This window comes from Streptomyces sp. NPDC005820, assembly GCF_040630255.1.
In the GTDB taxonomy this organism is placed as follows: Bacteria; Actinomycetota; Actinomycetes; order Streptomycetales; family Streptomycetaceae; genus Streptomyces.
Genome location: NZ_JBEXXE010000052.1, coordinates 14,942 through 26,933 on the forward strand (window position 1 = coordinate 14,942; position 11,992 = coordinate 26,933).

Annotated in this window: 8 protein-coding genes; all 8 read right to left on the reverse strand. The window is 72.5% G+C overall.

Features of this window, described 5'->3' with window-relative positions:
• Window positions 1-11: 11 nt before the first annotated feature.
• The gene (gene pstB / locus ABZ464_RS43075; protein WP_359287378.1) at window positions 12-917 is read right to left on the reverse strand and encodes a phosphate ABC transporter ATP-binding protein PstB; all 906 of its coding nucleotides are present in this window, start codon (window positions 915-917) and stop codon (window positions 12-14) included.
• Window positions 918-927: 10 nt separating this feature from the next.
• On the reverse strand, window positions 928-1,818 hold the full coding sequence (locus tag ABZ464_RS43080; protein ID WP_359287379.1) for a sortase: 891 nt from the start codon (window positions 1,816-1,818) through the stop codon (window positions 928-930).
• Window positions 1,819-1,932: 114 nt separating this feature from the next.
• Window positions 1,933-3,906: an Ig-like domain repeat protein gene (locus tag ABZ464_RS43085; protein ID WP_359287380.1), complete on the reverse strand. Its 1,974-nt coding sequence runs from the start codon at window positions 3,904-3,906 to the stop codon at window positions 1,933-1,935.
• A gap of 196 nt (window positions 3,907-4,102) precedes the next feature.
• Complete coding sequence (locus tag ABZ464_RS43090; RefSeq protein WP_359287381.1) at window positions 4,103-6,718, reverse strand: hypothetical protein; 2,616 nt, start codon at window positions 6,716-6,718, stop codon at window positions 4,103-4,105.
• Window positions 6,715-8,370, reverse strand: coding sequence for a phosphate ABC transporter substrate-binding protein PstS (gene pstS, locus ABZ464_RS43095; RefSeq protein WP_359287382.1), 1,656 nt, complete (start codon window positions 8,368-8,370; stop codon window positions 6,715-6,717). Before pstS ends, ABZ464_RS43090 begins: the two co-directional genes overlap by 4 nt.
• Window positions 8,367-9,656 (reverse strand): phosphate ABC transporter permease PstA, encoded by a 1,290-nt coding sequence (gene pstA, locus ABZ464_RS43100; protein ID WP_359287383.1) that lies wholly within the window; start codon window positions 9,654-9,656, stop codon window positions 8,367-8,369. The genes pstS and pstA overlap by 4 nt, the downstream gene beginning before the upstream one ends.
• 1 nt (window position 9,657) lies before the next feature.
• Window positions 9,658-10,677: a phosphate ABC transporter permease subunit PstC gene (gene pstC, locus ABZ464_RS43105; protein WP_359287384.1), complete on the reverse strand. Its 1,020-nt coding sequence runs from the start codon at window positions 10,675-10,677 to the stop codon at window positions 9,658-9,660.
• A gap of 166 nt (window positions 10,678-10,843) precedes the next feature.
• A complete protein-coding gene (locus ABZ464_RS43110) occupies window positions 10,844-11,902 on the reverse strand; it encodes a helix-turn-helix domain-containing protein (protein ID WP_359287385.1) in 1,059 nt (352 codons plus the stop codon).
• Window positions 11,903-11,992 lie beyond the last annotated feature (90 nt).

Consider the following 11,992-nt stretch of genomic DNA (forward strand, 5'->3'; position numbering starts at 1 on the left):
TGTCGGCGGGGTCAGCCGAAGCGGCCCGCCACGTAGTCCGCCGTCCGCTGGTCCTGCGGGGAGCCGAAGATGTCCTCGGTGGGGCCCGCCTCGACGATCCCGCCGGGGGTGCCCTGCTCGGCGAGGAAGAAGGCGCACTGCTGGGAGACGCGGTTGGCCTGCTGCATGTTGTGGGTGACGATCACGACCGTGACCTGCCCGGCCAGCTCCTGGATGGTCTCCTCCACGCGGCGGGTCGAGGTGGGGTCGAGGGCGGAGCAGGGTTCGTCCATGAGCAGCACCCGGGGCCGTACGGCGAGGGCACGCGCGATGCACAGCCGCTGCTGCTGGCCGCCGGAGAGCGCGCCGCCGGGCTGCCGCAGCCGGTCCCTGACCTCCTTCCACAGGCCGGCCCGGGACAGGGACTCCTCGACCAGGACGTCCTTCTCGCGGCGGCCGGCGCGGACGCCGGTCAGACGCAGGCCCGCGACCACGTTGTCGTAGATCGACATGGCGGGGAACGGGTTCGGCTTCTGGAAGACCATGCCGATCCTGCGGCGGGCGTCCGTGAGCCGCCACGAGGAGTCGTAGATGTCCTCGCCCTCGAAGAGCACCTCGCCGCCGAAGCGGGCGGCCGGGATCATCTCGTGCATCCGGTTCAGGGTGCGCAGGAAGGTCGACTTGCCGCAGCCGGAGGGGCCGATGAGCGCGGTCACCCGGCCGGCGGGCATGGTCAGCGACACCCGGCTGAGCACCTGGTGGGTGCCGAACCAGGCCGAGACGGCGCGGGCGTCGAGGGTGGCGGGCGCGGCGCCGGGGATCCCGGGGATCGCGGGGATCGCGGGCGGCAGGACGACGGTGTCGTCCGTCAGGGTCCCGGTGGCTTCGGTCGCTTCGGTCGCTTTGGTCAGGTCGGTCACTTCGGTCACTTCGGTCATGGCTGACACCTCACAGCAGGTTGGGCAGGAGCTCGGTGGTGCGGGTGGCGACCTGGAGGCCGAGGACCGCGACGACCGGGGCGAACACGATCCAGGTCTGGTGGCGGCCCCACCGGTGCCAGGCCCAGACGGCGGCCACCGCGGCGAGCAGCAGCGCCTGGAGCCACATCACCAGCGGCCACGGCACCCCGCCGGGCCGGGCCAGCGGCTCCTCGGACTCGGGGAGCGTGCCGGAGCGGATCACCGCGGCCGGGGTCGGGAAGGGCGTGGACATCAGGTCGGCGTCCACGCGCAGGACACCGGACGGGATGAACCGGGAGCCGGTGGCGGTGACCAGGACGAGCCGCCCCTTGCCGGCGGCGAGCGGTGCGGGCGCCGGGTCACCGGCCCTTCGTACGCCGCTGACCTGGTACGTCGCCTTGCCCTGGCCGGTGGTCACGCTGAACGTGTCGCCCGCCGTGAGGGCGGAGAGCCCGCTGAAGGGGCCGCCGTAGGCGGCGGCGCGGCCCATCAGGACGCTGGTGCCGGCCTGGCCGGGCATCGGGGTGTCGCGGCGGTGACCGGGGCCGTCGGTGAGGACGGAGGAGTCGGTGCCCTCCAGGACGACCTGGTTCATCCCCAGGCTGGGGACGTCGACGATCGCGACCGGGGTGCCGGGGGCGAGCAGCCGGCCGTCCTGGTCGGTCTGCGCGACCGGGGCGGTGCCGAGGGCGAGCTGGTTGCGCAGTTCGTCGAAGGCCGCGTGCTGTGCGGAGTGTTCCTGGGCGCCGCTGATCACCAGCAGCTGTGCGGTGATGCCGAGCAGCAGGGCGGCGAGGCCGAGCAGGCCGCCGCGGGCGAGATGGCGGACGGCGGTGACGCTGCGGACGCCGGGGAGCGTCAAAGGTACGGCGACCGTCACGGCGGCCCGCCTCCTTCAGGGCGTAGGGGCCGGTCGGCCGGGGAGACACTCCCTCAGTGGTCTCCCCGGCCGCCGGGGTCCGGTGGTGGATCAGGTGATGGATCAGGTGATGGATCAGGTGGACTTGACGACGAAGTTCGCGCCGGTCTTGGCGTTCACCGTCGAGGAGCCCAGGTAGCTCGCGTGCAGGGTGTGGCGGCCCTTGGCCAGCTTGGGCAGGGTGACGGTGACCTTGCCGCCGCTCAGGGTGCCGGTGGCGATCACCTTGGTGCCCTGGTAGATCCGGACCGTGCCGGTGGGCGTGGTGCCGGTCGCGGTGACCTTGACGGTGACCTTGGCGCGGGCGGTGTGGCTCACGGAGGCCGGGGCGGTGGTCGCGACCGACGGCGTCGCCTTGGTGATCTTCAGGGAGACCTTCACCGCGGACGCGTTCAGCTTGGTGCTGCCGGCGTAGGACACGGTCAGGGAGTGCGTGCCGACCTTGAGGTGGTTCGACAGCCCGAGGGTGACCTTGCCGCCGCTGAGGGTGCCGGTGCCGAGGGTGGTGGAGCCCTCCTTGACCGTGACCTTGCCGGTCGGGGCGACGGAGTGCGAGCCGGTGACGGTGACCGCGACCTTCGGGGTCTTGCCGTACGCGGTGGTCGCGGCGGTCGCCTTCGTGGTGCTGGCGTACTTGACCGCGCCGGTCCAGCTCGCCTCCGTGCCGTTGCCGACGACGGTGGCGGCGGCCACGGTGGCGGTGTAGGTGCCGGTGGCCAGACCGGTGAAGGAGTACGAGGTGGTGCTCGCCGGCACGTCCTTCGTGGCGACGACGCCGCCGTCCGCGTCCTTCAGGGTGACGCGGTAGTCGGTGACGGGCTGCGCGGGGGCCGGGCTGGGCGCGGTCCAGGTCAGCTTGACGCTCGCGTCGCCCACGGTGGACTTCAGGACGGGCGCGCCGGGCGTGGTCAGGCCCGAGATCTCCAGACCGCCGACCTTGGCGTGCTTGGCCAGGTTGATCGAGCCGTTGTACGACTCGTTCAGGAAGCCGAAGGCCGCGATGACCTTCTCGGCGTTGTCGGAGGCGAGGGCCGCCTCGTGGTCGCCGCTGGTGACGAAGACGTCGTAGAGGTCCTTGTCGAAGAAGACGCTGGTCGTGTCGACCGCGCGGCTCGGGACGACGTTGTAGACATCGCGGCCGAAGGTGGAGTTCTCGAAGTAGCCGGGGACCGGGGCCAGCTTGCCGTTGACAGTGCTGACCGGGGTGGTGGCGCCGGAGTCGCCCGGCAGCGTGATGCTGGCCAGGTGGCCGCCCGCGGTGATCGCGGTGGAGCTGTAGTCGGGGGCGACGCCGTTGGCCTGGGCGATCCAGCTGGCCACGGAGAACGGGACGAGCGTGCCGTCCTCGGTGAGGGCCGCGTTGGCCTGGTTCTCCTGGACGGTCGGCAGGCTGGTGTCGACCGTGTTCTCGTTCAGGCCGATCGCGTTGAGGAAGAACTTGCGGGTGCCGGAGCCGGTCTGCGGCAGGACCGGGTGCAGGGTCGTGCCGTTCAGCGTGCGTACGCCGCCCGCCATGTAGATGTCGTGCAGCTGCGAGACCGACAGCGAGTCCAGGCCGGTGCCGCGGACCGCGACGCCGACCGCGTCCCGGGCGAACGGGATGTAGGTGAGGGCGTTGCCGGAGAAGCTCGGGCCGCCGGAGGAGCGGGCGAAGTCGACCTGGCCGCCGACGGCGACACCGTCGTTGTTGGGGAACTTGTCGCCGGTGAGGGACATGCTGAGCGCCGCACGGCCCGGGCCGGAGCCGTTCGGGCGGGTGAACGACGGGCCGCCGGAGCGGGTCTGGATCGTGGACGAGCCGATCGCGTCGTAGGAGGCGATGCCCGCGCCGGACGCCGACTTCACGGCGGTGCCGGAGTAGTCCTTGCCGCCCACGGTGTCGCCGGCGAGGGCGTTGAGCACGTCCTGGGTGGTGTCGGAGCCCACGCCGACCAGCTGGCGGAAGGTCCCGGCGGGGGTGGGGTCGGCGTACGCCGGGCTCGCGAGAGCCACACCGCCGGCCACCACTGCGGCGGCGACGAGCGCGGCCGTGGAACGCGTTCTGCGCATGGAGAGTCTCCGTGACTGTGCGAAAAGGGGTGGAGAAGGGGGTGGAGCAAGAGGTGGTGCAAGAGGTGGTGCATGGGGTGGAGCAAGAGGTGGAGCGAGGGGTGGAGCGATCTGGCAGGGTGGTGCGGGCCGTCCGCCCCGACTGTCCTTCGGGGCGGGCGGCCGTCCGTGGGAGTGCCGCCCGGTGTGGGGGCGCTCAGGGCCGCAGGAGTTTCCGCAGCCGTTCGGGCAGGGCGATCTCCGGTACGACGGTCACCGTGCGGCCGCCGGGGAGCGGCAGCCGCAGCGGCAGGCGCAGCCGGCTGCCGCCCGCGAAGGGGGCGCCCACCCCGGCCGCGGCGCCGAGGGCGGCGCCGAGGGGGACGGCGTAGCGCAGCGGGTTCGCGGGGTCGGCGGGCGTGGCGCCGGCGGCGGTGGTCTGTACGGCCTTGCCGCCGTCGTAGGAGGCCGCGCTGCTCGGCGTGGCACTGGCGCTCGCGCCGGTGCCGCCGGCGGTGGCGCCGCCCGTCGTGCCGCCGGAGAGGTCACCGGTGGTGCCGCCCGTGGTGGTGGAGCCGCCGGAGCCGCCGCCCGCGGCCGATCCGTCGCCGCTCCCGGTGGAGGTGGCCTTGTAGTGCAGGATCGCGTCGGCGGCCTGGGTGGTCCGGGTGCGCAGCGTCCGCGAGAGCGGGGCGTAGCCGGCGGGGAGCAGGCCCGGGTCGGCGCCCGCGGTCTGCCCGGTGCCCGCCGCGTACCGCAGCAGGGTCGCGTAGTCCTTGCGGGCGGCGGCGTCGAGCTTCGCGGGGCGTACGGCCGCGTAGACCAGCTGGGAGAGCGGGTAGGCGCCCTTCGCGGTGGCCTTGGCGGGGCTGATCTCGGGGGCGCCCTTGCCGGTGGCGCTCGCGGCGGCGGCGGTCAGGGAGACGCCGCTGGGGGCGACGTACCGGCCGGCGGCGTTGAGCAGTTTCGCGGTCGTCAGCCCGTAGCGGGCGGCGGAGGCGGCGTCCGTGATGGTGATCATGAAGCGGGAGCCGACGGTCTGCGGGCCGGGGTTCTTGTACGCGGGCGGGCTGGCCAGCGGGTCCCAGGTCGCCTTCCACAGGCTGTCGGTGCGCAGGGTGTGCAGGGCGCCGGCGTGCATGTCCGCCACGTACGGGTGGAAGTCGATCATGCACTGCTTCTCGGTGGCGCCGGTGCCCGGCGGGATCGTGCACCACGGGTCGCTCTTGGGGTAGGTGTCGGTGTTCGCCGGGTCGAAGGCGAAACCGGTCGGGTTCAGGTCCGTGTTGGTGCTGAAGTACGGGTTGACCCGCATGCCCCAGTCGTCGGACACGCCCGCGAGGAAGCCGCGGGCGTCCTTGTCGGCGACGATCCACTGCCACACGGCGCGGGCCGAGTCGGAGTGGCCGAGCGAGGTCAGCAGATCCGTGTCGGTGGCCGGGGTCTCGGCGACCGACAGCTCGGCGAACTCGGGGTTGAGCGCGATGAACTCGGGGTCGCTCGCCAGACCGGCCGGGTTGCCCTTCGCCCAGCCGTAGCCCTGGGCGGCGGTGGTGCCGACGACCGCTCCCCAGGGGGAGTTGCGGTAGGACTCGGTGAGCAGCTTGGCCACCAGACGGGGGTTGAGCCGGAGGGACTCGACCCTGGTCCCGGCGAGTCTCTGGGTGGCCTCGGGGGCGGTGGCCTTGGGTCTGCGTTCGACGGTGAAGCCGATGACGGTGCCGGAGAGCGCGGTCGGCGCGTAGACGGTGGTGTCGTCCGGGGCGCTCGTGCCCGCGTCGGCGCCCAGCGCGCGGGTGGTGAAGGCGAGTCCGGAGGAGCCGTCGTTGCCGAGGCGGGCGCGGGTGTCGGGCTCGCCGAGCTCGGTGTAGCCGTAGACCTTGCCGGTGGCGCACAGGGCGGTCTGCCAGCTGGTCATGGCGTCGGCGGCCAGCTCGCTGCCGGTGGTGGGCCGCTCGTCGGAGCCGAGGGCGCAGTTGGTGCCGACCGGGTTGAAGTGCAGCGGGATCGCGACGCGGTTCTTCCAGTTGGTGGAGGAGACCGGGGAGCCCGCGTTGACCTGGCTGTGGTCCGCGTACGGCTTGCCGTCGAGGTCCAGGTGGCCCTGCGGGACGATCACCAGCCAGCAGCTGCGCGGCTTGGACACCCCGTCGGTCTTCACGGCGACGCCGCAGCCGAGGTGCGGGGCCTCGTTGGCGGTCTGCACCTCGAAGAACTCCTTGCCGGTGCCGTCGGCGCCGGTGCGGGCGAAGTCGATCTCGTTGGTGGTGTTGCGGTTGAAGTACGGGTTGTTCTGCGTGTTCGAGGTGACGGTGGCGCCGCTGACCGGCTTGAACGGCACCTCGCCCGGAGCGTTGGGGTTGGTGGCGCCGAAGCGGTCGTCCTGGCCGTAGTTGGTGGGGTCGGCGCTGTAGAAGACCCGGCGGGTGTCGTCGAAGTCGTTGCCGGGCCAGCTGCCCCGGTCGGTGGTCGGGGAGGCCCCGTACTGGCACTGGGTGCGCGAGGGGCCCGGGTTGGCCGGGACCGTGCCGTCGTCGTCGCCCCAGCACTGCATGATCTGCACGAAGTCCGTGTCGAACAGGGTGCCCGCGAAGGTGCTCGGGGTGCCGCCGGTCCAGGAGACGGTGACGGCCTGGCTGGTGAGGTCGGCGGTCTGGGAGACCGTGAACCTCATGTCCTGGAACTCGCCGCGACCGGACACGGTGACGGCGGAGTCGGCGCCGTCGCTCGCGGCGGTCGCGGGCGGGGCGGCCTGGGCGACCGCGAGCCCGGCGAGGGCTCCCACGGCGGCGCCGGCGACGAGACGGACCAGGATCCGTCGTACGGCCTTCATCGCGTCCCCCCGTTCGAGGAGCCGTCGCCCCGCAGCAGCCGGGACACCAGCGAGGGCAGCAGGATCAGCGCGAGGACGAGGAACGCGGCGAGCAGCATCAGTGTCTGGGTGGAGGTCCAGCCGGAGTGCCCGGCGACCGCGACCGGCTGGGCGAGGGCGACCGTGCCGTCCGCCGCGGTCCCCCCGGAGGCGCCGCTCGACGAGGCCGTGCCGCCCGGGCTCAGGGTCTGGCCGGTGTCGGGGTCGACGGAGGGCTGCCCGGCGGAGCCGGACGCGCCCGTGCCGCCGCCGCTGCCCGTGCCGCCCGAGGCCCCGGTCCCGCCGGTGGAGCCGCCGGACGCCCCGCCCGAACCCCCGTTGGCACCGGTCGACTTGGCGCCGCCGCTGCCCGTGGCGCAGGGCGCGGCGCCCTTCTTGTCGCAGTCCTTCGGGTAGGGCGCGGTCTCGGCGAGCTTGTTGCGGCCGTTGGTGGTGAAGGTCGGGTTGTTGCAGTTGCGGATGTTGATGCTCTGCGCCTGCACACCCGGGATCCGGCGGATCTGGTCGAAGCCCGCCTGCACCAGGTTGATCGGCAGCGGCGAGTAGCCGAGGTCGGGCGCCTGCTGCTGGCCCTGGCACATGAAGTAGTAGGAGAACGCGCCGAGCGTCTTGCCCTTGGCCTTGGTGAAGGTGCCCTGCACCTTCAGCGGCAGGATCATGTACGAGTAGCTGGACAGCGGGTAGTTGCGCTTGTCGCTGTCGTTGTAGACGCCGTCGAGCTGCTGGGTGAGGTAGTCGGCGGAGTTCCTGTTCGTGTTGATCTTCGCCTTGAGCAGCGAGACCGCCACGTTCTGCGGGGTGGGCTCGGTGTAGTAGCCGGCGTGGTTGAGGACCTTGGCGACCGGATAGTGCGCGTTGAGGGCGTAGGAGTAGTTGACGTAACCGATCGCGCCCTCGCCGTAGTTCTGGGCGACGTAACCGGCGACACCGAGGTCGCCGGACTGGGCGATCATCCCCGAGACCGTCGGGTAGTACGAGGTCTGCCCGCACGCCCCCGAGCGGCCGACCCTGGCGCAGTACGCCTGCCACAGCGCCTTGTGCTGGGCGGCCATCCACATCGTGAACTGGGCGGTCGAGCCGGAGCCGTCGGAGCGGACCACGGGCACGATCGGGCGGTGCGGGAGCTGGAGCCCGGGGTTGTCCGCCTTGATCACCGGGTCGTCCCAGGTCTTCACGGCCCCCGTGAAGATCTTCGTGACCACGTCACCGGAGAGGCGGAGGTTGGTGACCCGCTTGCCGTTGACCGTCAGGTGGTACATGAAGACGGTGCCGCCGGCGACGATCGGCATGTAGGCGTACGAGCCCTGCGCGGGGCGTTCGGCCGCGCTGCCGTCGGTGGGGTTGGTCTGGAAGGGGATGTCGGAGACGGCGAAGTCGACGGTGCCGGAGAGGAACTGACGGCGGCCGTCCGACGAACCGGTGCCGGCGTAGCTGATGCGCATGCCGTACTGGTTGACGGCCCTGCGCCATTCGTCGACGGCGTTCTCGGCCCAGGTGGAGCCGGCGCCGGCGATGGGGGTGTAGGTGTCGGCCTGGGCGGGGGCGCCGGTGAGGGTGCCGAGGATGCCTATGAGTGCGGCCAGGATGCCGAGCCGTCTGAGGGCGTTGATCATCGGTCGCTGTCTCCGTTGTCGGGTGCGGGTCGTGTGTGGCTGGTCGCGCTCCGCGGCGGAGCCGCATATGGGTACAGTCCCGCGCCCCTGAGGGAGTTGCTGTCCGCGTATCTTTCGGCGTCCCGTCGGGACGCTCGCGCCGTTCGTCGTGCCTGGCGTTTCGTCTGGTGGCCCGGGCCCCTGCCGCCGATCACTCGGGCGATCGCGAAGAGGATCAGGACGATGGCCATCAGGACCGCCGCCGAGCCGAAGCCGCGGGCGATCATCGTGGGCTCGGGGGACTTGACGAAGTTGAAGACGGCCAGGGGGAGGGAGACCATCGGGCCGTTCGTCGGGTCGGCGTTCAGGGCCGCCGTGAAGCCCGCCGTCAGCAGGACGGGGGAGGTCTCGCCGATGCCGCGCGCGGTGCCGAGGATGACCGCCGTGGCGAGGCCGGAGCGGGCCGTCGGCAGGACGACGTGCCAGACCGTCCGCCAGCGGGGGGCGCCGAGGGCCTCCGCCGCCTCGGTGAGGGTGCCGGGCACCAGGCGCAGGACCACGTCCGAGGCGCGGATCACGATCGGCAGCATCATCACGCTGATCGCGAAGCCCGCCGCCAGTCCCGACTTCTGCATGCCGAGGCCGAGGATCCAGACGGCGTACACCATGAGACCGGCCACGATCGACGGCAGCGCGGTCATCGCCTCGACGATGGTGCGCACGAACCGGGAGAAGCGGCCCGGGATCTGGTTGAGGTAGACCGCGCAGGCCAGGCCCAGCGGGACCGTGATGGTGAGCGCGATGGCGATCATGATCAGGGTGCCGAGCATGGCGTGGGCGATGCCGCCGTGGCTCAGCGGGTCGAGCGGGCCGGCCGCCTGCATGTCCTGGGTGAAGAAGTTGCCGTGCGGGAGCGCCTCGCGGCCCCGCCAGGCCGTGAAGCCGACGACCAGGGCGAGCGCGCTGAAGAGGAGTCCGGCCGCCGTCCACAGGACGACCGTCATCACCCGGTCGCGTACCGCCTGGCCGTCCTCCTCCAGACCGGTGAGGACGGCGTAGACGGCGAGGAAGGCGGTGTACGCGGTGACGGTGAAGCCCAGGTCGCCGGAGAACGGGGCGATCTGGCCGAACAGCAGGACGGCGACGCACAGACCGGAGGCCGCGGCTCCCGAGAGGGACAGGACACCGGAGCGGGTCAGGCCGCCGATGCGGCGCGGGACGTCGGGGAGTTCGGGGGCCGGGGCGGCGGCCTCGGCGGCCTCGGTGGGCTCGGCCGGCTTGGCGGGGGCGTGGTCCACGACGGTCATCTCATGCCTCGCTCTGTGCGCCGGACCGGGAGCGGGCCACGATGGAGGAGGCGGTGAAGTTGACCGCCAGGGTGAGCAGGAACAGCGCGAGGCCCGCCGCCATCAGCGCCGACATGCCGAAGGTCGAGGCGTCGCCGTAGTGCAGGGCGATCAGGGAGGAGACCGAGTTCGAGCCGGTCTGCAGGATGTGCGGCTGGATGGTGAAGACCGGCGAGATGATCAGGTAGACGGCGATGGTCTCGCCGAGCGCCCGGCCGAGGCCGAGCATCGTGCCGCCGATGATGCCGCCCTTGCCGTACGGCAGGACGACCGCGCGGATCATGCCCCAGCGGGTGGCGCCGAGCGCGTACGCGCCCTCCCGCTCGCCCGCCGGCGCCTGGGCGAACACCTCCCGCATCACCGAGCACTGGATCGGCGCGACCATCAGCGCGACGACGATCCCGGCGACGAACGTGGAGGCGGTGTAGACGCTGTCGGAGGCGAGCGGCTCACCGGGCCTGGTGCCGTCGACGGCGAACAGCGGGATCCAGCCGAGCCAGGTCGACAGCCAGCGCGACAGCCCGATGACGTGCTGCTGGAGGAAGAACAGCCCCCACAGGCCGTAGACCACGGAGGGGACGGCGGCCATCAGGTCGACCATGGTGACGAGGGTGCGGCGCAGTCCGCGCGGGGCCACGTCGGAGATGAACAGCGCGGTTCCGACGGCCAGCGGCACGGAGATCGTCACCGCGACGGCGGCGATCAGCAGGGTGCCGGTGAGCACGGCCGCGATGCCGAAGTTGTGGACGTCCGGCTGCCAGGCGGCGGTGGTGAGGAAGGAGAAGCCCTTGGCGCGCAGGGCCTGACCGGCCCTCAGCAGCAGGAACAGTCCCACGGCCGCCATGATGGCGAGGACGGTGACGCCGGTGGCCGTCAGCTGGTACCGGAAGACCCGGTCACCTGGGCCACGGGCCGTGTGCAGCCGTCGAGGAACGGGTCTGTCGGGTTCCGGCGCGCCGGAAACCTCCACTGCGGACGCCACTGCGGTCCCCCTAAGGAAACGGTTCTCCCCATACGGCTTCGTGATCGAGGCGCGCGGGGAGAGTCAATGGCGGGTTCCTGTCCCCTCAACCTGCCGGATGTGGACATGATGTGAACCGTTCATGTCGTTTTCGTGGGCAGGCTGTGGGGGGCTGTCGGAGGGGTTGTCAGAGGGGCTGGGCGGGCCAGTCGAGGAGGCGGGCGCCGATCACGGCGGTCTGCAGGGTGTAGCGGTGCGCGGGGTCGGTGGGGTCGACGCCGGTGAGCTGGTGGATGCGTTGCAGCCGGTATGCCAGGGCCCGCACGCTCAGCGACAGTCGGCGGGCGGCCTGGGCCGCCACACAGCCCGAGTCGAAGTAGGCGGCGAGCGTGGCCAGCTGGGGCTCCGCGCCGCCGCGGGCGGCGGTCAGCGGGCCGAGCACGGCCTGCACGAGGTCGGCCATCGCCTGCCGGTCGCGGGTCAGGACCGGGTAGACGAGCAGATCGGCGGCGCGCAGCACCGGGTCGTCCAGGCCCAGCCGCGCGGCGAGTTCGAGGGCGCTCCGGGCCTCCTCGTACGACTGGACGACCCCGCCGGGGCCGGGCTGCGGGCGGCCGATCGCCACCCGGCCGCCGCCTGTCGCGGCCCGCGCCTGCCGGGCGAAGGCGGGCAGGATCTCGCCCCGTTGACCGGGGGCGACGCACACCAACAAGCCGTCCTTGGTGGTCAGCAGCACCTCGCGGTCGCCGAACCGGGCGAGCAGCGCCTGCTCCACCCGGCGGGGTACCGGGTCGCCCTCGTCGTAGGCGGCCGGGCCCCGGGCGACGGCGACGGCGTGGGTGTGCGACAGGTGCAGACCGAAGCGTTCGGCGCGCTGGGCGAGGCGGCCCAGGTCGCTGCGGCCGTAGAGCAGGTCGTCGATGAACTCCCGGCGGGCCGCCTCCTCCCGTCGTACGGCGAGCCGCTGCGCCCGCTCGTACCCCTCGGCCAGGGCGTCCACCACCTGCTGTACGGCGGCCAGGGTGCTGTCGGCGGAGCCGGGGGAGTCGGGCCGGACCGAGCGGGCGGCGGCCAGATGGGCGCTGACCAGGGCGCGCAGCCCGTGACCGGCGTCGGCGGCCCGTTCGCCGAGGGCGCGCCGGGACTCCAGCTCCGCCCGGGTGAGCCGGCGGCCGGTGGCCGTGACCTCCGTCAGCAGCCGGGTGTAGCCGTCCAGGTACTGCTCGGGAATCTCCCCCGCCACCACGCCCCCCGTGTCTGTGTTCCGGCAACGAACCGGCGGTCAAGACTGCTCGGTCCGCACAGTGCGCGGCGGTGTTCGGTTCTGAAGGATCTT

What these genes read in the sequence shown, in the direction of transcription:
- pstB (WP_359287378.1), bottom strand. Translation starts at nt 917, where the DNA reads ATGACCGAAGTGACCGAAGTGACCGACCTGACCAAAGCGACCGAAGCG.
- ABZ464_RS43085 (WP_359287380.1), bottom strand. Translation starts at nt 3,906, where the DNA reads ATGCGCAGAACGCGTTCCACGGCCGCGCTCGTCGCCGCCGCAGTGGTG.
- ABZ464_RS43090 (WP_359287381.1), bottom strand. Translation starts at nt 6,718, where the DNA reads ATGAAGGCCGTACGACGGATCCTGGTCCGTCTCGTCGCCGGCGCCGCC.
- pstS (WP_359287382.1), bottom strand. Translation starts at nt 8,370, where the DNA reads ATGATCAACGCCCTCAGACGGCTCGGCATCCTGGCCGCACTCATAGGC.
- pstA (WP_359287383.1), bottom strand. Translation starts at nt 9,656, where the DNA reads ATGACCGTCGTGGACCACGCCCCCGCCAAGCCGGCCGAGCCCACCGAG.